Here is a 26,412-nt window from a genome sequence, read left to right on the forward strand (position 1 = left end):
TTCCGCCATCCAAACGGAAACGACACCGCTTGCCAGGCTCGAGCCTTCAGAGTCAGGCAACACCCACATCGGATATCCCATGCAAGTCAAGAACCCCATCCTCGGCCTCTGCCAGAAAGCCACATTCGCCCTCAGCGCAGCCAAGGTCGAACAATGCCCGGACGACCAGGGTTACGAGGTGGCTTTCGCCGGCCGTTCCAACGCCGGCAAATCCAGCGCCCTCAATACCCTGACTCATGCCAGCCTGGCGCGTACCTCGAAAACCCCGGGGCGCACCCAGCTGTTGAATTTCTTCAGTCTGGACGATGAACGGCGTTTGGTCGACCTGCCGGGCTATGGTTATGCAAAAGTACCGATTCCACTCAAGCAGCACTGGCAGCGCCACCTGGAAGCCTACCTGGGCAGCCGTGAGTGCCTGCGCGGTGTGATCCTGATGATGGACGTGCGGCATCCGATGACCGACTTCGACAAGATGATGCTCGACTGGGCCAAGGCCAGCCGCATGTCGATGCACATCCTGCTGACCAAGGCCGACAAACTCACCCACGGCGCCGGCAAGAACACCTTGCTCAAGGTGCAGTCGGAGATCCGCAAGGGCTGGGGCGACGCAGTGACCATCCAACTGTTCTCGGCACCGAAGCGCCTGGGGCTGGACGAAGCCTACCGCGTACTGGCGGACTGGATGGAGCTGGAAGACAAGCCCGTGGCCTGAAAACCTGCATAGACTCCAGTAGGAGCAGCCGTGTGCTGCGAAGAGGCCATGTCAGGCTGTAGATATCTGTTGCCCATATTGGCCCTTTCGCAGCACAAGGCTGCTCCTACAGTGGGGAGCAGCAGCGCCTGTCAGGCAAATCGCAGGCAAAAAAAACCCCGGACTTCGTATGGGGAGGGGGAAGTTCGGGGTCCAAGTCCGGACCGCTAGGGCGGGGTCCAGATATCTGCCAACACTTAACACAACATAGGAGCATCGAAGGGCTTCACCAGCCATTCAGTTACTCTGAGTTCCGCTTCACCGGTTTAGTTCCGAAGCCCTGAAAACTATTTGCGATAGTTTCATGAAACTCCAGCACTAATGGCATCTAGCCATGCCAGGATCCGCGTCACCACGTCGCAGATCCTACACAGCTTTGCCGGCTCAATCAGTGAGCTTCGTCCCAATTCGCGCCAATGCCTGCCTCCACCAGCAACGGTACATCCAGTTGCGCGGCGCGGCTCATGTGCAGACGAATTTCATCTTTTACCTGCTCGACCAATTCCTCACGCACCTCCAGCACCAATTCATCGTGCACCTGCAGGATCACGCGGGCATCCAGGCCGCTCTCGGTCAGCCAGTTGTCCACATTGACCATCGCCCGCTTGATGATATCGGCAGCCGTACCCTGCATCGGTGCGTTGATCGCCGTCCGCTCAGCGCCTTTGCGCAGGGCCGGGTTCTTGGCGTTGATGTCTGGCAGGTACAGGCGACGGCCAAAGAGCGTTTCAACGAAGCCTTGCTCGGCGGCCTGAGCGCGGGTGCGCTCCATGTAGGCCAGCACGCCCGGGTAGCGGGCGAAATAGCGGTCGATGTAGTCCTGGGACTGCTTGCGGTCGACGCCGATCTGCTTGGCCAGGCCAAAGGCGCTCATGCCGTAGATCAGGCCGAAGTTGATGGCCTTGGCGCTGCGGCGCTGGTCGGTGGTAACAGCCTCAAGCGGCACGCCGAACACTTCAGCCGCAGTGGCGCGGTGCACGTCGAGGTTGTTGCGGAAGGCATGCAGCAAACCTTCGTCCTTGGCCAGGTGAGCCATGATGCGCAGCTCGATCTGCGAATAGTCCGCCGCCAGCAGCTTGTAGCCAGGGCTGGCCACGAAGGCCTGGCGGATACGCCGCCCTTCGGCGGTGCGAATCGGGATGTTCTGCAGGTTCGGGTCGCTCGACGACAGGCGCCCGGTGGCCGCCACCGCCTGTTGGTAAGAGGTGTGAATACGCCCGGTGCGTGGGTTGATCTGCCCTGGCAGTTTGTCGGTGTAGGTGCTCTTGAGCTTGCTCAGGCTGCGGTACTGCATCAGTACCTCAGGCAGCGGGTAGCCTTGCTCGGCCAGTTCGTCGAGTACCGCCTCGGCGGTAGACGGCTGGCCCTTGGCGGTCTTGCTCAGCACCGGCATGCCCAGTTTGTCGTAGAGGATCGCACCCAACTGCTTGGGCGAGCCCAGGTTGAAGGTCTCGCCAGCCAGTTCGTAGGCGCGGCGCTCCAGTTCGGCCATCTTCACGCCCAGTTCGCCGCTCTGCACGTGCAGCAGCTCGGCATCCACCAGCGCGCCCTGGCGCTCGATCTTGGCCAGCACCGGCACCAGCGGCATCTCGATGTCCATCAGCACCGGCTGCACGCTTGGGGTTTTGGCCAGGCGCGCCTGCAGCGCCTGGTGCAGGCGCAGGGTGATGTCGGCGTCCTCGGCGGCGTACGGGCCGGCCTTGTCCAGCGGGATCTGGTTGAAGGTCAGCTGTTTCGCGCCCTTGCCGGCAATCTGCTCGAAGGTGATGGTGGTGTGGTCGAGGTACTTCTGCGCCAGGCTGTCCATGTCGTGGCGGGTGGCCGTGGAGCCCAGCACATAGGACTCGAGCATGGTGTCGTAGGCCACGCCGCGCATGTGGATAGCCGGGGCGCCATTGGCCAGGATGTTGATATCGTACTTGGCGTTTTGCCCGACCTTGGCTTTGGCTGCGTCTTCGAGCAGGGGCTTGAGCGCCAGCAGCACAGCCTCGCGGTCCAGCTGAACCGGCGCGCCTTCGTAGTCATGGGTCAGCGGCACATAGGCGGCTTCGAACGGCTCGACCGCGAACGACAGGCCGACCAGTTGCGCCTGCTGCGCGTCCAGGCCGGTGGTTTCGGTATCGAACGCAAACAGCGGGGCCTGGCGCAGTTTGTCCAGCCAGGCGTCGAAACGGGCCTGGTCGAGGACCGTCTCGTACTTCGGTTCGACCTTGGCCGCCGGCGCCGCTTCTTCAGGCACGGCCACGGTTGCCCCGGCCCTGGCAGCTTCACGCTGAACGTCGGCGACCCAGCTCTTGAACTCCATCTCGGTGTACAACGCCAGCAGCGCATCGCGGTCTGGCTCGCCGCAGACCAGCGCCTCGACTTCGATATCCAGCGGCACATCGATCTTGATGGTGGCCAGCTCATAGGACAGGAACGCCGCCTCACGGTGTTCCTCAAGCTTGGCCGGCAAGGTCTTGGCGCCACGGATGCTCAGGCCCGGGACCTTGTCGAGGTTGTCGTAGACATCACGCAGGCCGCCACCGATACCGGTCAGCAGGCCGGCAGCGGTCTTCTCGCCCACACCCGGCACGCCCGGAATGTTGTCGACCTTGTCGCCCATCAGGGCGAGGAAATCGATGATGTGCTCGGGGCCGACGCCGAATTTTTCGTGCACGCCGGCAACATCCATCACGCTGCCGGTCATGGTGTTGACCAAGGTGACGTGGCCGTCCACCAACTGCGCCATGTCCTTGTCGCCAGTCGAAATGATCACCGGCCGGCCTTGCGCCGCGCTGCTGCGCGCCAGGGTGCCGATCACATCGTCGGCCTCCACGCCTTCGACGCACAGCAAGGGGTAGCCCAAGGCCTTGACGCTGGCATGCAGGGGTTCGATCTGCACCCGCAGGTCATCGGGCATGCTCGGGCGGTTGGCCTTGTACTCGGCGAACATCGCATCGCGGAAGGTACCGCCCTTGGCGTCGAACACCACTGCGAACAGGCTGTCAGGGTATTGCTTGCGCAGGCTCTTGAGCATGTTCAGCACACCCTTGACCGCGCCGGTAGGCATGCCTTTGGAGGTGGTCAGCGGCGGCAATGCGTGGAAAGCGCGGTAGAGGTAGGAGGAACCGTCCACCAGGACGAGGGGCGCTTGGCTCATGAGCAGAATCAACCTTTTCGGCGGGTCCGGAGCTAGAATAGCCGGATCAATGACGACAAAGGGACAAGGTTATCATGCGTACACTCAATCGCCTGTTACTGCTCGGTCTGTTGGCAACCATGCCAGTCGTCACCCTGGCGGCGGACGACGCCCCCTCGGCCGATCCCGAGGTGACCATTCGCACGGAAGGCGATAAAACCATCCAGGAATACCGTCAGAACGGCTTCCTGTATGCGATCAAGATCACGCCAAAAAACGGCAAGCCTTATTTCCTGGTACGCGCCGACGGCACTGATGCCAATTTCATTCGTTCCGACCAGCCGGACATGCTGATTCCGTCCTGGAAGATCTTCGAGTGGTAAGCTGACGCGTATCGTTCACATTAACCTGGCACTTCCCGGCGGAAGTGCCCGTATGGGCATTTTTCATCATGTCAGTTTTCACCCCCGTGACCCGGCCTGAGCTGGAAACCTTTCTGGCGCCGTACCAGCTGGGCCGTCTGCTCGACTTCCAGGGCATCGCCGCCGGTACCGAAAACAGCAACTTCTTCGTCAGCCTGGAACAGGGTGAGTTCGTCCTGACGCTGATCGAGCGCGGCCCGAGCGAAGACATGCCGTTCTTCATCGAGCTGCTCGACGTGCTGCATGACGCCGACATGCCCGTGCCGTACGCCCTGCGTGACCGTGATGGCAATGGCCTGCGCGAACTGTGTGGCAAGCCTGCGTTGCTGCAGCCGCGGCTGTCGGGCAAACACATCAAGGTGCCCAACAACCAGCACTGCGCCCAGGTTGGCGAGTTGCTCGCGCACATCCACCTGGCTACCCGCAACCACGTCATCGAGCGCAAGACCGACCGTGGCCTGGACTGGATGCTGGCGTCTGGCGCCGAGCTGATGCCGCGCCTGAGTGCCGAACAGATTGCGCTGTTGCAGCCAGCGCTGGACGAAATCAATGCACACAAGGCGCAGATCCTGGCCTTGCCACGGGCCAACCTGCACGCCGACCTGTTCCGCGACAACGTGATGTTCGAAGGCACCCACCTGACCGGTGTGATCGACTTCTACAACGCCTGCTCGGGGCCGATGCTATATGACATCGCCATCACCGTGAACGACTGGTGTATCGATGAGCACGGGGCCCTCGATGTGCCACGCGCCCAGGCGCTGCTGGCGGCCTACGCGGCGCTGCGCCCGTTCACCGCCGCCGAGGCCGAGCTGTGGCCCGAGATGTTGCGGGTCGGGTGTGTGCGTTTCTGGCTGTCGCGCCTGATTGCGGCGGAATCGTTTGCCGGGATGGATGTGATGATCCATGACCCGAGCGAGTTCGAGGTGCGCCTGGCGCAGCGCCAGCAGGTGGCATTACACCTGCCGTTCGCCCTCTGAACCCACCAAGGGCGAGGATGAACCTGTAGGAGCAGCCTTGCGCTGCGAAGAGGCCGGTAATAACAGCAAAGATCTCTGTGTTTTTACCGGCCTCTTCGCAGCACAAGGCTGCTCCTACCAGGGTCGCGCATGGCCGCAGGCCGGGCGCAACCCTGCCAAAAGGCCGCGCGCCTTAGAGCTGTTCCAGGCACCCCGCCAGGTCGCTACCCAGCTTCTCCAGCAGGCGCTCATAGCCCTTGGCATCTACCGGGTCCGTGCCACCCAAGGCATCCAGCTCGGCCAACCGCACCGGCAACCCCGCCGTCAGCGTCTCCGCCAGGCGCGGCCGCAGCGGCGGCTCGCTGAACACGCAGGTCTTGCCCACTTCCTGCAGGCGCTTGCGCATGGCGGCCACATGCTGCGCGCCCGGCTGCACCTCGGAAGCCACACTGAATACCCCGGTGTGCTTCAGACCATAATTGGCCTCGAAGTAATCGAACGCCTCGTGAAACACGAAGTACGGCTTGTCGGCGATACCCGCCACCCGCGCCTTGATACGTCCATCCAGGGCATCCAGACGCTCGACGAAGGCCTTCAGGTTGGCCTGGTAACGCGGGGCATTGGCCGGGTCGACCTCGGCCAGGTCCGACGCCATCTTCGCTGCGATCACCCGGGCATTGACCGACGACAGCCACAGGTGCGCGTCGAGGCTGCCAGGGCGGTGATCGTGGTCATGGTCGTCGTGGTCGTCTTGATCATGCGAGTGGCTGTCTTCGCCAAAATGGCGCAACTGCATGCCAGTCAGCGACTGGACCGCAACGGTGGCCTTGTCCCGCCCTTTCAGCACGCGCGGCAGAAAGTTCTCCATGTCCGGCCCGATCCAGTACAGCAGGTCGGCATCCGCGACGCGCCGTACGTCGGAGGGGCGCAGGGCGTAATGGTGCGGCGAAGCGCCAGGCGGCAATAGCACATCTGGGCTGCCAACCCCGTCCTGTACGGCGGCGGCAATCTGCTGCAGCGGTTTGATACTGGTCAGCACACGCACGTCGGCCTGGGCTGAAAATGCGATGAAAGCGACAAAAAGGGCTAGGAATCGGGACACGGTGAATACTCGGCTCGACAGAAACAGGTAACATAATAACGTCTCCATCCAGAACCGTCGCTGCCCATGTCCATCACGCCGCTGGCCAACCGCCCCCACGATCACTCCCATTGCGTACACAGCGCACTGGCCGAAGCCGATGCCTTGTGCACCCGCCAGGGGTTGCGCCTGACCGCACTGCGCCGCCGTGTGCTGGAGCTGGTCTGGCAAAGCCACAAGCCGCTGGGGGCCTACGACATTCTCGCCGTGCTCAGCGAGCAGGACGGCCGCCGCGCCGCACCGCCGACCGTGTACCGCGCCCTGGATTTTCTCCTCGACAACGGCCTGGTGCACCGCATCGCCTCGCTCAACGCCTTCATCGGCTGCAGCCACCCAGAGCATGTGCACCAGGGCCAGTTCCTGATCTGCCGCGCCTGCCATGTGGCCATCGAGCTGGAGCAGGACAGCATCAGCGACGCCATCATCAGCAGCGCCAAGGGCGTCGGCTTCAGCGTCGAAACCCAGACCGTGGAAGTGGTCGGCCTGTGCAGCAACTGCCGGAGTGCGGCATGAGCGACGCACTGATCCGCCTGGAGCAGGTCGGTGTCACCTTCGCCGGCGAGGCGGTGCTCGACAGCATCGACCTGTCAGTGGCACCGGGCCAGATCGTGACCCTGATCGGCCCCAACGGGGCAGGCAAGACCACCTTGGTACGCGCCGTGCTGGGGCTGCTCAAGCCGCACCGGGGCAAAGTCTGGCGCAAGCCGAAGCTGCGCATTGGCTACATGCCGCAAAAAATCCAGGTGGATGCCACGCTGCCGCTGTCGGTGCTGCGCTTTTTGCGCCTGGTACCCGGCGTAGACCGCGCAGCTGCCTTGTCGGCGCTGCAGGAAGTGGGGGCCGAGCAGGTCATCGACAACCCGATCCAGACCATTTCCGGCGGCGAGATGCAGCGCGTGCTGCTGGCCCGGGCGCTGCTGCGCGAGCCACAACTGCTGGTGCTCGATGAGCCGGTGCAAGGGGTCGACGTGGTCGGCCAGACCGAGCTGTACAACCTCATCACCCGCCTGCGCGACCGCCACGGTTGCGGCGTGCTGATGGTTTCCCACGACCTGCACCTGGTGATGAGCGCCACCGACCAGGTGGTCTGCCTCAACCGGCATGTGTGCTGCTCCGGCCACCCCGAGCAGGTCAGCAACGACCCGGCCTTCGTCGAGCTGTTCGGCCAGAACGCGCCAAGCCTGGCGATCTATCACCACCATCACGACCACAGTCACGACCTGCACGGCTCGGTGGTCGCCCCTGGCACCCATGTTCACGGAGAGCACTGCAAGCATGGCTGATTTTCTTCTTTATGCCCTGCTTGCCGGTCTGTCCCTGGCGTTGGTGGCCGGCCCTCTGGGGTCGTTCGTGGTGTGGCGGCGCATGGCCTATTTCGGCGATACCCTGTCCCACGCCGCCCTGCTCGGGGTAGCCCTGGGTTTTGCCCTGGACGTCAGCCCAGCACTGGCGGTGACCGTGGGCTGCCTGCTGCTGGCGATCTTGCTGGTGACCTTGCAACAACGCCAACCGCTGGCCTCCGACACCCTGCTTGGCATCCTCGCCCCCAGCACGCTGTCCCTGGGCCTGGTGGTCCTGAGCTTCATGCACGATGTACGCATCGACCTGATGGCCTACCTGTTCGGCGACCTGCTGGCCATCAGCACCACTGACCTTGCCTGGATCCTCGGCGGCAGCGTGTTGGTATTGCTGCTGCTCGCCGCACTGTGGCGGCCGTTGCTGGCCGTGACCGTGCATGAAGAATTGGCCATGGTCGAGGGCCTGCCAGTGGCGGGCCTGCGCCTGGCCTTGATGCTGTTGATTGCCGTGGTGATCGCCGTGGCGATGAAGATCGTCGGTGTGCTGTTGATTACCTCCCTGCTGATCATCCCCGCCGCCGCCGCGCAACGCCACGCCCGCTCGCCCGAGCAGATGGCCTTGGGCGCCAGCCTGCTGGGGGTGACGGCGGTGTGTGGCGGCTTGGCCATGTCCTGGTTCAAGGACACCCCGGCCGGCCCTTCCATCGTGGTCTGCGCGGCAGTGCTATTCTTGCTGAGCCTGGCCCTGCCAAAACGCTGAAAACCGGGGTGCGCAACAGCGCACCCTGCAACCTTTTCGCGGGTAAAAGGTCTGTAAGACTTGTTTTCGAGCGTGCGCACCTGGGTGTAGACTTGCTCGCTTTTTGCGCAAATAGAGAGTCGCAGGAATGAAGCCGTTCGCCTCCCGTTATCTGCTTGTTGCCGCGTTTTCCCTGTTCCTGGCTGCCTGTTCCAGTGCCCCGGTCGAACAGGCCGATGCACCTGCCCAAGCCGATGCCTGGCAGCAGTTGCAACAGAACATCGCCAGCAATGAGCTGGCTACCGCCGAAGACCAGTTGGCTGCCTTGCAGGCCCAGTCACCCGTTGACCCGCGCCTGGAGCAGTACCAGCGGCAGCTGGCCGAAGCGTACCTGCAGCGTAGCCAGATCGTCCTGCAGAAGGGCGACGTCAACGCTGCAGCCACCGCCTTGGCACGTGCCCGCGCGCTGATGCCCCAGGCCCCGGCGGTCACCGGTGGCGATGCCGTCAGCCAGGCCCGTAAGGCCGAGCTGGAAAAGGCCGAGGCTGCGCTGAAGGCGGCCGAGGCCAAGCCGCAGGCGCGCGTGATCGACCCGACTGCACCGAGCACCGTGATTGCGCTGAAGACCACGGACATTGCCGCCATGCGCCGCCAGCTCGATGAGATTGCTGCCGATGTGGTGAGTTACCAGTGCGACGTGGTGTTCCAGGTGCCGCGCACCGAGGATGCACCTTGGTTGAAGACGCTGCTGGAAAAGCGGGTGCACAAGATTGACAGCGGGTTCAAGCTAAACCAGAAGCACGAAATTCAGCGCAAGCTGCCAGCCCAGGTGGTACTGGTCCCGCATCAGCGCTGAACAGCTTCGCGGGGCAAGCCCGCTCCCACAAATGCCACCACTGCCCTCAGGAACTGTGGTGCACTTGTAGGAGCTGGCTTGCCTGCGATGGGCTGCAAAGCAGCCCCCCTTAGGCCGGCACCGCCTCAGCAGCCGCCTCCCGCTCCCAAACCCGATGCCCCTCTACCGCTTTCACAAAGGCATCTACGGTTTTCTGGTCATCCCCCAGCAGCAAGCCCTTGTCTTCCTTGAGCCCCAAGCTGCCCAGCAATGCCTTGCCTTCCTTGGCCAACGCGATCGCCTTCAGGTGCTTGTAGCCCTCCAGCAGGAAGTGCTTGGCCAGCCCACTGGCGCCCAACGCATCCAGCGACGCCTTGCCAGCCGGCACCAGAATGCCGTCGAACATGATCGAAGGCATGCCCTCCATCGACGCATCCACCGGTAGCGGCTTGCCTTGGGCGGTTTTAACCGGCGCCGAACTTGGCCCCAGCACCAGAATGCGCGCACTGTGCGCCTCCAGCGCCTTGACCAACTGATCGACACTCGCCCCATCCACCCCATCGGCCACCAGCACGGCAATCTTGCGGCCTTTGATACCGACACTGCCCGGGTGATTCATCTGGCTCAAGGCCGGTGATTGCGCCAACTTGCTGCCTTTGACCTGCACCGTGCCAGCCTTGGGCGCAGGCAAGCCCAGGTTGGCCGCCACCGCTGCTGCCAGCTTCAGGTCGATGTTGGCCAGAATCTCGTTCACCTCACGCACGCGGATGTGCTCGCGCTCCACCTTGCCCAGCTCGAAGCTGTACGCCTTGATGATGTGCTGCTGCTCATTGGGGCTCATGCTGTGGAAGAACAAACGCGCCTGCGAGAAGTGATCGCCGAACGACTCGCTGCGCTGGCGAATCTTCACCGCGTCGATGCGTTCCTGATAACTCTCAAAGCCGCCATCCTGGGCCGCGGCAGGGGTTTCTTTCGGCCAGCCGCCGTCAATCGAGTTGGGTTCGTAGGACGCGCGGCCCTTGTGGATAGTCTGCCGGTGCAGCGCGTCACGCTGGTTGTTATGGTTCGGCGCGACCGGGCGGTTGATCGGAATCTCATGGAAGTTCGGCCCACCCAGCCGGCTCAGTTGCGTGTCGGTATAGGAGAACAACCGGCCTTGCAGCAGGGGGTCATTGGAAAAGTCGATGCCCGGCACGATATGCCCCGGGCAGAACGCGACCTGCTCCACTTCGGCAAAGAAATTGTCGGGGTTACGGTTGAGCACCATCTTGCCCAACGGTGTAACCGGCACCAGTTCTTCGGGGATGATCTTGGTGGGGTCGAGCAGGTCGAACTCGAATGTGTGCTCATCGGCTTCCGGCACGATCTGTACGCCCAGCTCCCACTCAGGGTAGTCGCCGGTCTCGATGGCCTCACTCAGGTCGCGGCGGTGGAAGTCGGTGTCCTTGCCCGCAAGCTTTTGCGCTTCGTCCCACAGCACGGAGTGCACGCCTTGGCGCGGCTTCCAATGGAACTTGACGAAGCTGGCCACGCCTTCGGCATTGATCAGGCGGAAGGTGTGGATGCCAAAGCCCTCCATCATCCGCAGGCTGCGCGGGATGGCGCGGTCAGACATGGCCCACATGACCATGTGCGCCGACTCGGGCACCAGCGAAACGAAGTCCCAGAACGTGTCGTGGGCCGAACCGCCGGTGGGCATCTCGTTGTGCGGCTCGGGCTTCACCGCATGCACAAAGTCGGGGAACTTGATCGCATCCTGGATGAAGAACACCGGCATGTTGTTGCCAACCAGGTCGAAATTGCCTTCATCGGTATAGAACTTGACGGCAAAACCACGCACATCGCGCACCGTGTCACCCGACCCACGCGGGCCCTGCACGGTGGAAAAGCGCACGAAAACCGGGGTGATCTTCTCGGGGTCCTGCAGGAAACCGGCCTTGGTCAGCTCGGCGTGGTTGCCGTAGCTCTGGAAGTAACCATGGGCGCCGGTGCCTCGGGCATGGACGATGCGTTCAGGGATGCGCTCATGATCGAAGTGGGTGATCTTCTCGCGCATGATGAAGTCTTCGAGCAGCGAAGGCCCACGTGGCCCGGCCTTTAGGGTGTTCTGGTTGTCGGCGATCTTCACGCCTTGATTGGTGCGCAGGGCCTGGCCTGTGGCATCGCTGCGCACGCCTTCAAGGCTCTGCAGCTTGGTATTGGTATTGGCATGATCAGGGCTGTTGACCCCGGCGGCCTGGCTTTCTTTGGGTGCATCAACTTTCTTGCTGGGCATGGTCGGCTTTCCTCATCAGTCATCAGGCATTGCCCGTGAGGGCTTGTTCTATTAGTGACTGGAGCGCGATTGGCTACGTTCAATAAGCTTTACCGATTGTCGCGTTATGCCCGCCGGGTTGGTGCATTACGAAATAAATGCTAAGAACAGCTATGGGAAAAGGCTAAAATGCGCCACCCCAGCTAACCGCTGCCCCAAATTCCATGCGCCCCACAAGGTTCGCTACGTGATCGAGTTCCAACATGTGCACAAGACCTACCGCGTCGCCGGTAGGGAAATCCCCGCCCTCAACCCGACCAGCCTGACCATCGAAGATGGCCAGGTGTTCGGCCTGATCGGCCACTCCGGCGCTGGCAAAAGCACCCTGCTGCGCCTGATCAACCGCCTCGAAGAGCCTTCGGGCGGCAAGATCATCGTCGATGGCGAGGACGTCACCGCGTTCAACGCTAACCAGCTGCGCGGCTTCCGCCAGCAGGTCGGGATGATTTTCCAACACTTCAACCTGCTGGCCTCCAAGACCGTGGCCGACAACGTGGCCCTGCCATTGACCCTGGCCGGCGAGCTGTCGCGCAGCGAAATCGACAAGCGCGTCACCGAGCTGCTGGCCCGCGTCGGCTTGCAAGACCACGCCAAGAAGTACCCCGCGCAGTTGTCGGGCGGCCAGAAGCAGCGCGTCGGCATCGCCCGCGCCCTGTCTACCAACCCGAAGATCCTGCTGTGCGACGAAGCCACCAGCGCGCTTGACCCGCAGACCACTGCATCGGTGCTGCAACTGCTGGCCGAGATCAACCGTGAGCTGAAGCTGACCATCGTCCTGATCACCCACGAAATGGACGTGATCCGCCGTGTCTGCGACCGCGTGGCCGTGATGGACGCCGGGCAGATCGTCGAACAAGGGCCGGTGGCCGATGTGTTCCTGCACCCGCAGCACGCGACTACCAAGCGTTTCGTCCAGGAGGACGAGCAGGTCGATGAAGGCGAGCAGCGTGATGACTTCGCCCACGTACCCGGCCGCATCGTACGCCTGACCTTCCAGGGCGAGGCCACCTACGCACCGCTGCTGGGCACCGTCGCCCGCGAGACGGGCGTTGACTACAGCATCCTGGCCGGGCGTATCGACCGCATCAAGGATGTCCCCTATGGGCAGCTGACCCTGGCCGTCACCGGCGGCGACATGGAAGCGGCGTTCGACCGCTTCAAGGCAGCTGACGTACATATGGAGGTACTGCGTTGATGGACGCCCTGAATTTCTTTGCCAACGTCGACTGGGCCGAAATCTGGCTGGCCACCATCGACACCATGATCATGCTGTTCGGCTCGCTGTTCTTCACCGTGCTGCTGGGCCTGCCGTTGGGCGTGCTGCTGTTCCTTTGCGGCCCGCGCCAGATGTTCGAGCAAAAAGGCGTGTACGCGCTGCTGTCGCTGGTCGTCAACATCCTGCGTTCGCTGCCGTTCATCATTTTGCTGATCGTGATGATCCCGATCACCGTGCTGATCACCGGCACCTCGCTGGGCGTCGCCGGCGCCATTCCGCCACTGGTGGTCGGGGCCACGCCGTTCTTCGCGCGCCTGGTCGAAACCGCCCTGCGTGAAGTGGACCGCGGCATCATCGAAGCCACCCAGTCGATGGGCGCCACAACGCGCCAGATCATCACCAGCGCGCTGCTGCCCGAAGCCCGTCCCGGCATCTTCGCGGCCATCACCGTGACCGCCATTACCCTGGTGTCGTACACCGCCATGGCCGGTGTGGTCGGCGCGGGCGGCCTGGGCGACCTGGCCATCCGCTTTGGCTACCAGCGCTTCCAGACCGATGTCATGGTCGTGACCGTGGTGCTGTTGCTGGTACTGGTTCAAGTCCTGCAGAGCGTGGGCGACAAACTGGTCGTGCATTTTTCCCGTAAGTAACCCCAATGGGGTCGGCCTGGCCGACCCGTTCGGGGGCCGTCGCGGCCCTCACAAGGAGTGATCAATGAAGAAGCTGCTTGCTGTTGCTGCCGCTGTCGCGGCCTTCTCGGCCCACGCCGATACCCTGACCGTCGCCGCCACGCCGGTGCCGCACGCCGAGATCCTCAACTTCGTCAAACCGCAACTGGCGAAAGAAGGCGTGGAGCTGAAGGTCAAGGAATTCACCGACTACATCCAGCCGAACGTGCAGGTGGCCGAGAAGCGCCTGGACGCCAACTTTTTCCAGCACCAGCCGTACCTGGATGAGTTCAACAAGGCCAAGGGCACCGACCTGGTCAGCGTGACCGGCGTGCACATCGAGCCGCTGGGCGTTTACTCGACCAAGGTCAAGAAGCTCGACGAGCTGCCCTCCGGCGCTACCGTGGTCATCCCCAACGACGCCACCAACGGCGGCCGCGCGCTGCTGCTGCTGGACAAGGCCGGCGTGATCAAGCTCAAGGACAACAAGAACATCCTGTCGACCGTTAAGGATGTTGCACAAAACCCGAAAAACGTGAAGTTCCGTGAGCTGGAAGCGGCCACCATCCCGCGCGTGCTGACCCAGGTCGATGCGGCCCTGATCAACACCAACTACGCGTTGGAAGCCAAGCTGAACCCTGAGAAAGACGCGCTGGCCATCGAAGGCAGCGACTCGCCTTACGTGAACATCCTGGTTGCCCGCCCGGACAACAAAGACTCCGAAGACATGAAGAAACTGGCGGCCGCGCTGCACTCGCCAGAGGTGAAGCAGTTCATCAACGAGAAGTACAAGGGCGCTGTCGTACCGGCGTTCTAAGCTTCTAGATCACGCTGGATTCTTCGCGGGGCAAGCCCGCTCCCACAGGTACATCGCTAGCCTCAGGCTTTGGGATGATGCTGTGGGAGCGGGCTTGCCCCGCGAAGCTTTTAAAGCCTGTTTAGTCCCGCTTGACCAGCCCCGGCAACTGCGCCACCAGCTTCTGGTTGTTGAACGGCGCACGAATGAACCCGCGCTGACGCCCATCCGGCCCAACGATCGCCAGGTTGCCGCTGTGATCCACGGTATACCCAGGCTTACTGGTATCGGCCGGAATGAACGGAATGCTCAAGGCATTCGCCAGCTTCTGGGTGTCTTCGATCGACCCCGCCACCCCGACAAAATCTTTGTCGAAGTAGCCCAGGTACTGCTTGAGCTGGTTCGGCGTGTCGCGGTTCGGGTCCACGCTCACCAGCACCACCTGCAACCGGTCCACGGCTTCCTTGGGCAATTCGCTCTTCACCTGGCGTAACTGGGCCAGGGTGGTGGGGCAGATGTCTGGGCAATAGGTGTAGCCGAAGAACAGCAGCGACCATTTCCCCTTGAGGTCATCCAGTTGCACGGGCTGGCCATCCTGGTTGGTCATGGTCACGTCCGCCACCGTACGGCTCTGCGGCAAGAGGATGATGCCGGCGTCGATCAGCTCGGTGGGGTTCGGCTGATCGCGGCCATTGAGCACCTTGTTGACGGTCAGGCCCAGGATCAACGCGACCAGGGCGACGAGGATGAAGACGGTTTTCTGGGTTCGGGTCATAGGTTCAACAACAGGTAGTGGTCAATGAGCAACGCGATGAACAGCGCGAACAAGTAGCCGATAGAGTACTTGAAGGTGCCAATCGCCGCGTGCGGCCGGCTGCCACGGTACAACACCCAGGCCCACTGCAGGAAGCGCAGGCCCAAGGCGAGGGCACAGGCGAGGTACAACGGGCCGCTCATGTGGATGGCATAGGGCAGCAGGCTCACCGCCAGCAAAATCAGGGTGTAGAGCAGGATATGCAGCGTGGTGTAGCGCTCGCCATGGGTCACCGGCAGCATCGGGATATCGGCCTTGGCGTACTCCGCTTTGCGGTGGATGGCCAAGGCCCAGAAGTGCGGCGGGGTCCAGGCGAAGATAATCAGCACCAGCAACAGCGGCTCGGCACTGACATGGCCGCTGACCGCCACCCAGCCAAGCAGTGGCGGCGCCGCGCCGGCCAGGCCACCAATCACGATGTTCTGCGGCGTGGCACGCTTCAAGAAGCCGGTGTAGAGCACCGCATAGCCCAGCAACGACGCCAGGGTCAGCCAGGCGGTCAGGCTGTTGGTGAACACCAGCAACAGCGCCATGCCCAGCACCGCCAGTGCCAACGCAAAGGCCAGCGCCGGTAGCGGCGCGACCCGGCCTGTGGCCAACGGCCGTTTGTGGGTACGCGCCATCAAGGCGTCGATGCGCCGGTCTACCACGTGGTTGACCACCGCCGCGGCGCCCGCACACAGGCCAATGCCCAGGTTGCCGAACAGCAGCACGCTCCAGGCAACGCCTGCGCGGCTGGCGAGGAACATGCCTGCCAGGGAGGTGATCAACATCAGCACCACCACCTTGGGCTTGGTCAGCTCCAGATAATCGCGCCAACCTGCCCGTCGTACGCTTAGAACCGTCGCCACGAATCGTTCCTCATAGGGTGGGAGATATCCACGCCCACCACCGGCGTCAGGCGCCAGCCATGGCCGACGCGCACTTTGTCGACCACGCGGATGCGGTAATTGACCAGCACCATGCTCATCAACAGCATGGCCCCGCCTGCGTTGTGGGCCACTGCCACGCCAAGCGGCAGGTGGAACAGCACGTTGCTGATGCCCAGGCCGACCTGCACGGCCAAGGCCAGCAACACCAGCCGGGCCAGGCCAGAAAGGCCGCAGCGGTAAAGCTTGAAGCTCAGCATCAGCAGCACGGCACTGACCAGCAAGGCACCCAGCCGGTGGCTGATGTGGATGGCCGTGCGCGCATCGCTGTCCAGTTGCCCGCCCAGGTAGTTGGGGCCCACGTGCTGGGTCAGGTGAAAGCCGTTGCTGAAGTCCGCTGCCGGCCACCATTGGCCGTGGCAGGTCGGCAAGTCGATACAGGCGACCGCCGCATAGTTGGCGCTGACCCAGCCCCCCAGGGCGATCTGGCCGATCACCACCAACAGCGCCAGGGCCGCGATGCGGCGCAGGCTCAACGGCAGTTTTGGCAATGGCGCAAAGGCCCGGGATAGACGCAGAGACAGCAGAAACAGCAGGCTCAAGGTAGTGAACCCACCCAGCAGGTGCGCGGTGACCACTTGCGGCCACAGCTTGAGGGTTACTGTCCACATGCCAAACGCCGCCTGGGCCAACACCACCCCCAGCAACAGCACCGGCAAGCGGTAGGGCTGGCCATCACGTGCATGCCGGCGCACGGCCTGCAAGGCCAGCCAGGCAATCACCAGCGCCAGGGTGCCGGCGAAGTAGCGATGGACCATCTCGGCCCAGCCCTTGGCGGCTTCCACCGGGTGCTCGGGGAAGTGCATTTCGGCATGGGCCAGCTGGGCGTCGGTCTTCGGCACACTGATAAAGCCATAGCAGCCGGGCCAATCGGGGCAGCCCAGGCCTGCATGGGTCAGGCGGGTATAGGCGCCCAGCAGCACGACCAGCAGTGCCAGCAGGGTGGCGAACACAGCGAGGCGGAATCCGGGTCTGGCCATGACAGGCTCCTAGCCGATGTTGGACAACTTAAGCAGGTGGCGCAGGTCGTCCAGCACGTGCTTGCCGTTGACCTTGGCGTCGTAACGCAGCACCAGGTTGCCGTGCGGGTCGACGATCCACAGTTGCGGGCCAAGCTCACCGACCTTGTTCAGGTAGCGCTGGGCATCCAGCGGGTAGCGTTGCAACTGCGGGTACTCCCGGCCGAGCAGCGCCTGGTAGTCAGCGCTCAATGGCTGCGCGGCAGCCAGCGCATGGCTGGCACGGCCGGCATCACGGCCCAGGCCAACTTGTATCTGCCGGGCCAGGTACACCAGGCGCTGGCAATCTTCGGCGCAGGCCTCGGGCGTGCTGACCAACACTTGCCAGCGCGCGTCCTGGCCATCGATGCCGATATCGCTGCGGCTCTCGCCGTTGCCGATCATCGCGCCGTGGTAGCTGCGGCCGTCTGGCACCCAGAACTTGAGCTTGTACATGCTGGTGGCCAGGATCATCGGGCCGAGCACTACCAGCAGAATCAGAATCAGCTGCAAACGCCCGCGGGTTCTGGGCTTGCTGCGTTCAGGCACGTCCAGTGGACGGGTGGCGGCGGCCATGGTGGTTCTCCTTTTTGTTGTTGTGCCAGCCAAAATAGAGGTAGAGCAGCACCAGCGCGGTGGCCAGGGCAAACCACTGCACCGCATAGCCCAGGTGCTTTTCCGGCCCCAGCGCAACGACCGGCCAACCCAGGCGATAGCTGGCCGGCCCGGGCTCCAAGCGCAGCTCATGGGCGTAGCCTTCGCGGCCCAATTGCTGCCACAGCTGGGCGGCATTGATGGCCGTCAGCAAGTGCGGCCATTGGCCGCCGGCGGGGTCCGGGTGCAGCTGGAAGGTGCTGCCAGGCGCCACATACACCGATGCGTCCAGCGCCAGCGGCTGCGCCGGGGTTGCGAAGTGCACCGGCACGCGGCGGTCCGGCCACGGCAACCAGCCGCGGTTGACCAGCAACCACAGCCCACTGGCCTGGTCATGGAAGGGCTGCAACAGCTCGACGCCGGCCTCGCCGTCGCGCATTCGGTTATCCAGCAGCAGGCTGTGTTCACCATCGAAACGGCCGTACAGGTGCACACGGCGGTAGGCGGCATCGTCGCGTTGCTGCAACTGGGCAGTGGAGAGCGGCGTGTCGAGGCTGCGCTCGGCATAGGTCGCCAGCAGCGCGCGCTTTTCGTCGGCGCGCCCCAATTGCCAACAGCCAAGCGCGATCAACCCCGGTAGCAGCGCAAGCACCACCAGGGTCGGGACCCAACCTGGGCGAAACGGCCTCACAGGCGCCTCGCTATACTTATCCACATCACCGCATCCCCCCGGAGAAGCGCCATGCTCAAGGCCGCGATTGTCCTGATGCTGTTGGCCACGGTTGCCAGCCTGTTCAGTGGCCTGGTGTTCCTGGTCAAGGACGACGAAAACTCGACCCGCTTGCTGAAGGCACTGACCGTGCGCGTGACCCTGGCGGCCCTGACCATCGGCCTGGTGGCCTACGGCTTCATCAGTGGCCAGCTGGTGTCACACGCCCCCTTCTGAACCTGTATCGCCTTGACTGGCCTGCACATGTGTCAAAGCACATACACAAAGATGAACAGCCCCACCCACACCACATCGACGAAGTGCCAGTACCAACTGGCCGCCTCGAAGCCGAAGTGCTTGTCGGGGTTGAAGTGCCCGCGCAGGATGCGCACGAACATCACGATCAAGATGATCGTGCCCAGCGTCACGTGGGCGCCGTGGAAGCCGGTGAGCATGAAGAAGGTCGCACCGTAGATCCCCGAGCCCAGCGTCAGCCCCAGCTTGGTGTAGGCCTCGTGGTACTCGTAGGCCTGCAGCGTGATGAAGCTGATGCCCAGCGCGATGGTCAGCGCCATCCACAGTTTCAGCGCACCCCGGTGGTCACGCCGCAAGGCATGGTGGGCAATGGTGATGGTCACACTCGAGCTCACCAGCAAAATGGTGTTGATCAACGGCAAGTGCCAAGGGTCGATGACTTCCTTGGGCGGCGGGAACAGTTTCGGGTCAGGCGTGTGCAGCAGCGGCCAGGCAAACTCGAAGCTGGGCCACAGCATGTGCGCAACGCCTTTGGCCCCTTCACCGCCCAGCCAAGGCCCGGCCAATACGCGGACGTAGAACAGCGCGCCAAAAAAGGCCAGGAAGAACATCACCTCGGAAAAGATGAACCAGCTCATGCCCCAGCGGAACGAACGGTCCAGCTGCGGGCTGTACAGCCCGCCACGGCTTTCTTTCACCACCGCCCCGAACCAGCCGAACAGCATGTAGGCCAGGCACAGCGCGCCGACGAAGAAAATCAACGGCCCATGGGAGTCGGGGTGCCCGGCTTTCATGTCGTTGAACCAGGTGCCAAGGCCGAACACCGTGATGAACATGCCGACCGTCGCGATGATCGGCCACTTGCTCTGCGCCGGAACGTAGTAGTGCTCATGACTTGCCATTGCTGTTCTCCTTCCCTTAACGGGCGCCCTGGACGTCCTGGGCCGCAACATGCGCGACCGGCGGGTGGCGAGCGGTGATGTCGAACAAGGTGTAAGCCAGTGTCAGGTGCTTCACGCTGGCCGGCAGATCGCGGTCGACGATGAAGCGCACCGGCATCTCGATGCGTTCGCCGGGCTGCAGCACCTGCTGGGTAAAGCAGAAGCACTCGGTCTTGTGGAAGTACGCCGCGGCCTCGGCCGGGGTGATGCTGGGTATCGCCTGGGCGCTCATCGGCCGGTCGGTCGGGTTGCGCGCGACGAAGATCATCTGGTTGACCGCACCTGGGTTCACGTCGATCTGGTCGGCCGTGGAATAGAAATCCCAGACCATGTCGCTGGCGTTGGTCGACATGAACTGCACCCGTACCGAGCGCGACGGGTCGCTGACCTGGCTGCCTTCGTACTGGCCGCCGGTCTTGCCATTGATGCCAAAGGCCTTGCACATCACGTCGTAGATCGGCACCAGGGCGAAACCGAAGGCGAACATCACCACCGTCAGCATCAGCAGGCGCATGACCAGGCGTTTGAGCGACAGGCCGTTCATGGCTATTTCACGTCCGGTGGCGTCTGGAAGGTGTGGTAAGGCGCAGGCGAGGGGATCGACCACTCCAGGCCTTCGGCACCGTCCCAGGGTTTGGCCGGCGCCGGGGCGCCGCCGCGGATGCACTTGATGACGATGAACAGGAAGAAGATCTGCGTGGCACCGAACATGAACGCGCCGATCGAGGAGACCATGTTGAAGTCGGCGAACTGCAGGTTGTAGTCCGGAATACGCCGCGGCATGCCCGCCAAGCCCACGAAGTGCATGGGGAAGAAGGCCATGTTCATGCCGACGAACGACAGCCAGAAGTGCAGCTTGCCGAGGGTTTCGTCATACATGTGGCCGGTCCACTTCGGCAGCCAGTAGTAGGCCGAGGCGAAGATGCCGAAGATCGCCCCAGGCACCAGCACGTAGTGGAAGTGCGCGACCACGAAGTACGTGTCGTGGTACTGGAAGTCGGCAGGCGCGATGGCCAGCATCAACCCGGAGAACCCGCCGATGGTGAACAGGATGACGAAGGCGATGGCGAACAGCATCGGCGTCTCGAAGGTCAGCGACCCTTCCCACATGGTGCTGACCCAGTTGAACACCTTCACCCCGGTCGGCACGGCAATGAGCATGGTGGCGTACATGAAGAAGAGCTCGCCCACCACCGGGATGCCGACCACGAACATGTGGTGCGCCCAGACGATGAACGACAGGAAGGCGATCGCCCCGGTGGCATAGACCATCGAGGTGTAGCCGAACAGCGGCTTGCGCGAGAACGCCGGGATGATCGAGCTGACCGCGCCGAACGCCGGCAGGATCATGATGTACACCTCGGGGTGGCCGAAGAACCAGAACACATGCTGGAACAGCACCGGGTCACCGCCACCCGCGGCGCTGAAGAAGCTGGTGCCGAAGTGGATGTCCATCAGCATCATGGTCACCACACCGGCCAGCACCGGCATCACGGCAATCAGCAGAAACGCGGTGATCAGCCAGGTCCAGACGAACAGCGGCATTTTCATCAAGGTCATGCCGGGGGCGCGCAGGTTGAGGATGGTGGCAATGACGTTGATCGCGCCCATGATCGAGCTGATGCCCATCAGGTGGATGGCAAAGATGAAGAAGGTCACGCTGGCCGGGGCATAGGTGGTCGACAATGGCGCGTAGAAGGTCCAGCCGAAGTTAGGCCCGCCGCCGGGGCTGAACAAGGTCGAGACCAGCAGCAGGAAGGCCGCAGGCAACAGCCAGAAGCTGAAGTTGTTCATCCGCGGCAGGGCCATGTCCGGCGCGCCAATCATCAGCGGGATCATCCAGTTGGCCAGGCCGACGAAGGCTGGCATCACCGCACCGAACACCATGATCAGCCCGTGCATGGTGGTCATCTGGTTGAAGAACGCTGGCTCGACGATCTGCAGCCCCGGCTGGAACAGCTCGGCGCGGATCACCATGGCGAACGAGCCACCGAGCAGGAACATCATGAAGGCGAACCACAGGTACATCGTGCCGATGTCCTTGTGGTTGGTGGTCAGCACCCAGCGCATCAGGCCCTTGGCCGGGCCGTGGGCATGCTCATGGCCGTGGGCGTGGTCGTCGATCACTGCACTCATGTCCTGTCTCCTGCAATCCATTGATTGCCGCGAGTAACCCGGTTCATTGCGCTTCTGCCTGCTTGAGCGCCAGCACATCCTTCGGCGTGACCATGTCGCCCTTGTTGTTGCCCCAGGCGTTGCGCTCGTAAGTGACCACGGCGGCAATGTCGACTTCCGAGAGCTGCTTGCCGAACGCGGCCATGGCCGTGCCGGGCTTGCCGTGGAAGACGATGCTCAGGTGGCCTTCCTTGGGCCCGGTGGCAATCTTCGAGCCCTTGAGGGCCGGGAACATCGGCGGCAGGCCCTGGCCTTCGGCCTGGTGACAGGCCACGCAGGTGGTGTGGTAGACCTTGTCGCCGCGCTCGACCAGCTCTTCGAGGGTCCACTCTTTGCTGGTCAGCTCCTTGAGCTTGGCCGCCTCGGCCTTGCGTTCGCCCAGCCAGGTGTCGTAATCGGCCTTGGACTTGACCTCGACCACCACCGGCATGAAGCCGTGGTCCTTGCCGCACAGCTCAGTGCACTGGCCGCGGTAGATGCCGGGCTTCTCGATGCGCGTCCAGGCCTCGTTGACGAAGCCTGGGATGGCATCACGCTTGACCGCGAACGCCGGCACCCACCAGGAATGGATCACGTCGGCGGCGGTTACCAGAAAACGCACTTTCGCGCCCACCGGCAGCACCAGCGGCTGGTCGACTTCGAGTAGGTAGTGCTCGTCCTTGGGGGCCTTGTTGTGAATCTGATCGGCGGGGGTGGCCAGGTTGCTGAAGAACTCCACGTCCTGGCCCAGGTACTTGTAGTGCCACTTCCACTGGTAGCCGGTGACCTGGATGTCGATGTCCGACTCACTGGCGTCGTAGATGTCGATCAGGGTCTTGGTCGCGGGGATGGCCATGGCCACCAGGATCAGAAACGGCACCACGGTCCACATGATTTCGACCCAGGTGTGCTCGTGAAAATGCGCTGCCTGTTGGCCTGTGGAACGGCGGTGGACGACCATCGACCAGAACATCGCGCCGAACACCACGATCCCGATGATCACGCAGATCCAGAAGATGGTCATGTGCAGGTCGAAGACGGCGTTGGAGACTTCCGTCGCCCCCGGGTGCATGTTGACGGTCCAGGCGGCGTTGGCCTGTCCGAAAACCGTCCACAACAGGAGGCCCATCCAGACATGTGGATGTCGCATCATTGCGGGTTCCCCTTCTAATTCTTGTAGTCCCGAAGGCGTGGCCTGCGGCAAGAGGGAACGGCGGTCAAGACTGCCTGGCTTCGACGACCGAGCCCCTGCAAAAGCAGACGGGCCTCATCAACGAATCACGTTCAACGGGAGTATAGACAGCGACCAATGGCACGCAATGCAGCCTGTGAAATGAACTTCACGAAATTGCCCAATGCCCTGAAAACCGCGCGCTTGATAGGATATGGCGCAATAGTGGCATACCGATATGCCAGAGCAAGCACACGTTTGCGCGGTTTATAACAAATACGTCTTAGGTATTCTGTATACCGAGCTAATTTAGTGTCTTCCGTTTGACACGTAATGTCCCTGGAGTTGTCATGAACATCGCTGCTGTACGCGAGCAGATTAGCCAAGCCCATCAACACGAACTTGAAACCGGCCAACTGAAAGAACGTCTAGAGCTACAACTGCCGCATTTGCACCCCTCGATCCAGCTACCTGAGCAGGACGCCCAGGGTAGTTTGGCGCGTTTCGTCAGCGCCTATATCGACCAGGTTCCAGAGCTGCTGGAGGCTGCCCACGAGGTAGCCCGTGAAGCGGGGATCGAGTCGCAGATCAAACCGGTACTGAAAATTGCCGAAGCTTATTTCCAGCAGCCGCCCACGGTGATGCAAGGGCATGTGGGGCTGGACTGCCTGCTGGACGAGGCCTACCTGGCGCATCGCCTGGTGGAAGAGGTCAACGACCTGTACATCCGCCACTTCAAGCAGCCGTTGATTCCGTTCGACACCACGATGGCCAACCTGATTGCCCATCAGCTGATCGGCGAGACCTTCGCCAACCAGCTCGATGAAGTGGTGCATCATTCGGTCGACGAGATGCTCAATGACGAGAGCTTTGCGGTGGAATCGGTGGAGGCTTATCGCGAGAAACTGAGCAGCCCGGAAACCGGCAACGCCTGGAAGCGTTGGCCGTGCCTGTCGCGTCAGCTGGGTGTTGAGCTGGGCCAGCCTGCCTGATACCCCTGTCCCGGCCTCTTCGCGGGCAAGCCCGCTCCCACAAAGGGTATGCAATTCACCCTGTAGGAGCGGGCTTGCCCGCGAAGAGGCCAGATCAGGCAGATACTAAGCCCCAACCCCCGCCGTCGTCCGCAGCCGCCCCTCGATGCGCCGCTTCAAGCGCCGCTGCTCGATCAACAAGCGCGACCCATTGGGTGCATTGCTCCGGCCCCAGTCCTCCAGCAGTTCCAGGCATGAGTGGTCGATATAGCTGAGGTTGCCCAACGGCACATGCAAGGTGGTCCCCGCCGGCACCGTGTCCAGCACCTGGGTCAACGCCGGCACCTTGAGGAAGGTCGCAGCGCCACTCAGGCGCAGTTCCATGTGCCCAGGCTTGCCCAGGCTCACCAGGTTGATTTTCAACCGCGCCGCCTTGAAGGCCAGCTTGAGCAAGGTCAAGGCAAAGCCCAGCAGTACACCGGTCAGCAGGTCGGTGAAGATGATCGCAAGGGCCGTCGCCGCATAGGTGAACATCGGCATGCGGCCATACCGGCCCAACCCACGAAACGCCTTGAAGTCCACCAGCTTGATGCCGGTAAACACCAGCACACCCGCCAAGCTCGCCACCGGGATTTGCTGCAGCACACTGCTCAACACCACGACAAACGCCAACAGCCACAAGCCATGGAAAATCGCCGAGGCTCGGGTCTGCGCGCCGGCCTGGACATTCGCCGAGCTGCGCACGATCACCCCGGTCATCGGCAGGGCGCCGAGCACACCGCACAGCATGTTGCCGATGCCCTGGGCGGACAGTTCACGGTCGAAGTCCGAGCGCTGGCCGCTGTGCATACGGTCCACCGCGGCAGCCGACAACAGGGTCTCGGCACTGGCAATGAACGCCAGGGCGAATGCCGCCACCAGCAAGGTCGGGTCGGCCAGGTTCATCAGGTCATCCAGGCGGATCCAGTCGATGGCCTCGGAAAGGTCTGCCGGCACCTGCACCCGGTTTACCGGCAGCGCCAGCCACAGGCTGATGGCCGTCATCGCTGCTACGCCCAGCAAGGCACCGGGCACGAACCGCAGCTGTTGCGGCCGCAAGCGCTCCCAGCCCCACATGATGGCGATGGTACCCAGCCCAAGTGCACCGGCTTGCCAGCCGGCTCCTGCGCTTTCCAACGGCAGGGCTGCGGCCAGGGTTGCCGGAAACGCCAGCAGGTTCTGCATGCCCGAAGGCTGCGGCGCCGTGTCGAACATCACATGCACCTGCGACAGCACGATCAGCACACCAATACCCGCCAGCATGCCGTACACCACGGCCGGTGCCGTGACGCGGAACCAGCAGCCCAGGCGCAAGCGCCCCGCCAGCAATTGCAACAGCCCGGCCAGCAGCAGGATCGGCCCGAGCATGGCCACGCCGTGCTGGCGCACCAACTCGAACACCAGCACCGCCAAGCCGGCGGCAGGGCCACTGACTTGCAGCGGCGAGCCCGCCAGGAAGCCCACCACGACGCCACCGATAATGCCGGTGATCAGGCCCTTGGCAGGCGGCATCCCCGAGGCGATGGCGATGCCCATGCACAAGGGCAGGGCGACCAGAAATACCACCACCGACGCCAACAACTCTCGCGGCAAGGCCGCTTTCAACTGTGTCATGTTCACCGTGTTTCTCCATTTATCTGTTGCACGGCCATTCCTCTGGCCGTGAGCACGTTGGCCCCTGAAAGACGCGCAGGCGCGGGCCGCCAGCGAGCATGCCGGCAAGGCAATCAGGGAATTCAAGGCAGCCGAAGGCCGCGCCACACCCCTACAGGGTGCAGCCGGCTATCAAGGTTCTAGCGGTGGAAGGGTCGCTTAGTAGCGGCCTCTCGGGGTAGCGCAGGGGACCGGCTCGCCCGCAGCCAGGGGCAGGAAGCTGTCGCTGGCAGCGTCATAGGCTTCGATCTTGCTGGTCTCGATGTCGTAGACCCAACCGTGGATATACAGCTCACCCGCCGCCAGGCGCGAGGCGACCGAGGGGTGAGTGCGCAGGTGATGCAGCTGGGCGATGACGTTTTCTTTGGTCAGCACCTGCATGGTCTCGTGCTCGCTGCCGCAGGAGCAGTTGTTCTCAACCACGGTGCGTGCCACTTCGGCATGGCGCAGCCAGGCGGAAACCGTCGGCATCTTGGTCAGCGATTGCGGGTTGAGTACCGCACGCATCGCGCCGCAGTCCGAGTGGCCGCAGACGATGATGTGGTGTACACCCAGTGCCAGTACCGCGTATTCGATGGCGCTGGAGACGCCGCCGTTCATCTGACCATACGGGGGCACCACGTTGCCAACGTTACGGGTCACGAACAGGTCGCCTGGCGAGCTTTGGGTAATCAGCTCGGGGACGATGCGCGAGTCGGCACAGGTGATGAACATGGCGCGTGGCGTTTGCGCGGTGGCGAGCTTCTTGAACAGCTCTTGCTGCTCGGGGAAGACGTCATGGTGAAAGCGCAGAAAGCCGTCGACGATGTGCTTCAGGGCGGCATCGGCGCTCTCGGCGGGTACATCCGGAACGACCTTGGATGGGTCCTTAACGGGCATGATTCATCCTCTTGACGGTGTGAAGGTAAGTCCATTTTACCGGTG

Annotated in this window: 26 protein-coding genes; 12 read left to right on the top strand and 14 right to left on the bottom strand. The window is 63.0% G+C overall.

Going from position 1 to position 26,412, the window contains the following annotated elements:
• The first annotated feature begins 79 nt into the window (after positions 1-79).
• Complete coding sequence (gene yihA / locus QOS90_RS00190) at positions 80-712, top strand: ribosome biogenesis GTP-binding protein YihA/YsxC (protein WP_085272107.1); 633 nt, start codon at positions 80-82, stop codon at positions 710-712.
• A 427-nt stretch (positions 713-1,139) separates the two neighbouring features.
• Here yihA and polA read toward each other — a convergent pair whose 3' ends face one another.
• A complete protein-coding gene (gene polA, locus QOS90_RS00195) occupies positions 1,140-3,893 on the bottom strand; it encodes a DNA polymerase I (protein WP_085272108.1) in 2,754 nt (917 codons plus the stop codon).
• 74 nt (positions 3,894-3,967) lie between these two features.
• On the opposite strand from polA, the gene QOS90_RS00200 reads away from it, so the two are divergent.
• Together QOS90_RS00200 and QOS90_RS00205 are read left to right on the top strand one after the other, a co-directional pair.
• Complete coding sequence (locus tag QOS90_RS00200) at positions 3,968-4,255, top strand: DUF2782 domain-containing protein (RefSeq protein WP_010951520.1); 288 nt, start codon at positions 3,968-3,970, stop codon at positions 4,253-4,255.
• Positions 4,256-4,323: 68 nt separating this feature from the next.
• Positions 4,324-5,274: a homoserine kinase gene (locus QOS90_RS00205; protein ID WP_027591977.1), complete on the top strand. Its 951-nt coding sequence runs from the start codon at positions 4,324-4,326 to the stop codon at positions 5,272-5,274.
• 172 nt (positions 5,275-5,446) lie between these two features.
• Here QOS90_RS00205 and QOS90_RS00210 read toward each other — a convergent pair whose 3' ends face one another.
• A complete protein-coding gene (locus QOS90_RS00210) occupies positions 5,447-6,403 on the bottom strand; it encodes a zinc ABC transporter substrate-binding protein (RefSeq protein WP_085272109.1) in 957 nt (318 codons plus the stop codon).
• An 18-nt stretch (positions 6,404-6,421) separates the two neighbouring features.
• Here QOS90_RS00210 and zur point away from each other — a divergent pair, with 18 nt between their 5' ends.
• The 4 genes from zur to QOS90_RS00230 all read left to right on the top strand — a co-directional run bounded on the left by zur (position 6,422) and on the right by QOS90_RS00230 (position 9,287).
• Complete coding sequence (zur, locus tag QOS90_RS00215) at positions 6,422-6,907, top strand: zinc uptake transcriptional repressor Zur (protein WP_027591979.1); 486 nt, start codon at positions 6,422-6,424, stop codon at positions 6,905-6,907.
• Entirely contained in the window at positions 6,904-7,677 is a 774-nt protein-coding gene (znuC, locus tag QOS90_RS00220; protein ID WP_027591980.1) for a zinc ABC transporter ATP-binding protein ZnuC, read from the top strand. The genes zur and znuC overlap by 4 nt, the downstream gene beginning before the upstream one ends.
• Positions 7,670-8,452, top strand: a complete 783-nt coding sequence (znuB, locus tag QOS90_RS00225; RefSeq protein ID WP_085272110.1) for a zinc ABC transporter permease subunit ZnuB — start codon at positions 7,670-7,672, stop codon at positions 8,450-8,452. Before znuC ends, znuB begins: the two co-directional genes overlap by 8 nt.
• A 127-nt stretch (positions 8,453-8,579) precedes the next feature.
• Positions 8,580-9,287, top strand: coding sequence for a PA5502 family lipoprotein (locus tag QOS90_RS00230; RefSeq protein ID WP_085272111.1), 708 nt, complete (start codon positions 8,580-8,582; stop codon positions 9,285-9,287).
• 109 nt (positions 9,288-9,396) lie between these two features.
• Here the strand turns inward: QOS90_RS00230 and katE are convergent, their stop codons facing one another.
• Positions 9,397-11,541 (bottom strand): catalase HPII, encoded by a 2,145-nt coding sequence (katE, locus tag QOS90_RS00235; protein WP_027591983.1) that lies wholly within the window; start codon positions 11,539-11,541, stop codon positions 9,397-9,399.
• A 226-nt stretch (positions 11,542-11,767) separates the two neighbouring features.
• Here katE and QOS90_RS00240 point away from each other — a divergent pair, with 226 nt between their 5' ends.
• From QOS90_RS00240 to QOS90_RS00250, 3 genes are all read left to right on the top strand, one after another.
• Complete coding sequence (locus QOS90_RS00240) at positions 11,768-12,775, top strand: methionine ABC transporter ATP-binding protein (RefSeq protein ID WP_085272112.1); 1,008 nt, start codon at positions 11,768-11,770, stop codon at positions 12,773-12,775.
• On the top strand, positions 12,775-13,446 hold the full coding sequence (locus QOS90_RS00245; RefSeq protein WP_027591985.1) for a methionine ABC transporter permease: 672 nt from the start codon (positions 12,775-12,777) through the stop codon (positions 13,444-13,446). Before QOS90_RS00240 ends, QOS90_RS00245 begins: the two co-directional genes overlap by 1 nt.
• A gap of 64 nt (positions 13,447-13,510) precedes the next feature.
• Complete coding sequence (locus QOS90_RS00250) at positions 13,511-14,281, top strand: MetQ/NlpA family ABC transporter substrate-binding protein (RefSeq protein WP_027591986.1); 771 nt, start codon at positions 13,511-13,513, stop codon at positions 14,279-14,281.
• A 121-nt stretch (positions 14,282-14,402) separates the two neighbouring features.
• On the opposite strand, the gene QOS90_RS00255 is transcribed toward QOS90_RS00250, so the two are convergent.
• Genes QOS90_RS00255 through QOS90_RS00275 form a run of 5 tightly spaced genes read right to left on the bottom strand, consistent with a single transcriptional unit; the run spans position 14,403 to position 18,286 of the window.
• On the bottom strand, positions 14,403-15,035 hold the full coding sequence (locus QOS90_RS00255; protein ID WP_027591987.1) for an SCO family protein: 633 nt from the start codon (positions 15,033-15,035) through the stop codon (positions 14,403-14,405).
• Entirely contained in the window at positions 15,032-15,925 is an 894-nt protein-coding gene (cyoE, locus tag QOS90_RS00260; RefSeq protein ID WP_085272113.1) for a heme o synthase, read from the bottom strand. Before cyoE ends, QOS90_RS00255 begins: the two co-directional genes overlap by 4 nt.
• A complete protein-coding gene (locus QOS90_RS00265) occupies positions 15,910-16,983 on the bottom strand; it encodes a COX15/CtaA family protein (protein WP_027591989.1) in 1,074 nt (357 codons plus the stop codon). Before QOS90_RS00265 ends, cyoE begins: the two co-directional genes overlap by 16 nt.
• Before the next feature lie 9 nt (positions 16,984-16,992).
• Complete coding sequence (locus QOS90_RS00270; protein WP_027591990.1) at positions 16,993-17,577, bottom strand: PA_0111/PP_0108 family redox-active disulfide protein; 585 nt, start codon at positions 17,575-17,577, stop codon at positions 16,993-16,995.
• On the bottom strand, positions 17,543-18,286 hold the full coding sequence (locus tag QOS90_RS00275; RefSeq protein ID WP_027591991.1) for an SURF1 family protein: 744 nt from the start codon (positions 18,284-18,286) through the stop codon (positions 17,543-17,545). Before QOS90_RS00275 ends, QOS90_RS00270 begins: the two co-directional genes overlap by 35 nt.
• Before the next feature lie 51 nt (positions 18,287-18,337).
• Between QOS90_RS00275 and QOS90_RS00280 the strand changes: the two genes are divergently transcribed.
• The gene (locus tag QOS90_RS00280; RefSeq protein WP_027591992.1) at positions 18,338-18,541 is read left to right on the top strand and encodes a twin transmembrane helix small protein; all 204 of its coding nucleotides are present in this window, start codon (positions 18,338-18,340) and stop codon (positions 18,539-18,541) included.
• A gap of 32 nt (positions 18,542-18,573) precedes the next feature.
• On the opposite strand, the gene QOS90_RS00285 is transcribed toward QOS90_RS00280, so the two are convergent.
• The 4 genes from QOS90_RS00285 to coxB are packed head-to-tail and all read right to left on the bottom strand — an operon-like array spanning position 18,574 to position 22,807.
• On the bottom strand, positions 18,574-19,461 hold the full coding sequence (locus QOS90_RS00285) for a cytochrome c oxidase subunit 3 (protein WP_027591993.1): 888 nt from the start codon (positions 19,459-19,461) through the stop codon (positions 18,574-18,576).
• Between the two features lie 16 nt (positions 19,462-19,477).
• Positions 19,478-20,044: a cytochrome c oxidase assembly protein gene (locus tag QOS90_RS00290; RefSeq protein ID WP_027591994.1), complete on the bottom strand. Its 567-nt coding sequence runs from the start codon at positions 20,042-20,044 to the stop codon at positions 19,478-19,480.
• Positions 20,045-20,046: 2 nt separating this feature from the next.
• A complete protein-coding gene (gene ctaD, locus QOS90_RS00295; protein ID WP_027591995.1) occupies positions 20,047-21,636 on the bottom strand; it encodes a cytochrome c oxidase subunit I in 1,590 nt (529 codons plus the stop codon).
• Positions 21,637-21,679: 43 nt separating this feature from the next.
• Positions 21,680-22,807 carry a cytochrome c oxidase subunit II gene (gene coxB / locus QOS90_RS00300; protein ID WP_085272114.1) on the bottom strand — a complete coding sequence of 376 codons (1,128 nt, stop codon included), beginning with the start codon at positions 22,805-22,807 and terminating at the stop codon, positions 21,680-21,682.
• Positions 22,808-23,175: 368 nt separating this feature from the next.
• Between coxB and QOS90_RS00305 the strand changes: the two genes are divergently transcribed.
• Positions 23,176-23,817, top strand: coding sequence for a hypothetical protein (locus QOS90_RS00305; protein ID WP_027591997.1), 642 nt, complete (start codon positions 23,176-23,178; stop codon positions 23,815-23,817).
• Positions 23,818-23,922: 105 nt separating this feature from the next.
• Here QOS90_RS00305 and QOS90_RS00310 read toward each other — a convergent pair whose 3' ends face one another.
• Both QOS90_RS00310 and QOS90_RS00315 read right to left on the bottom strand, forming a co-directional pair.
• The gene (locus tag QOS90_RS00310) at positions 23,923-25,449 is read right to left on the bottom strand and encodes a SulP family inorganic anion transporter (protein ID WP_177323867.1); all 1,527 of its coding nucleotides are present in this window, start codon (positions 25,447-25,449) and stop codon (positions 23,923-23,925) included.
• Positions 25,450-25,647: 198 nt separating this feature from the next.
• Positions 25,648-26,367 (bottom strand): carbonic anhydrase, encoded by a 720-nt coding sequence (locus QOS90_RS00315; protein WP_027591999.1) that lies wholly within the window; start codon positions 26,365-26,367, stop codon positions 25,648-25,650.
• Positions 26,368-26,412: the final 45 nt, after the last annotated feature.

It is taken from the genome of Pseudomonas sp. LAIL14HWK12:I10, from assembly GCF_900184205.1.
GTDB classification, from domain to species: domain Bacteria; phylum Pseudomonadota; class Gammaproteobacteria; order Pseudomonadales; family Pseudomonadaceae; genus Aquipseudomonas; species Aquipseudomonas kermanshahensis.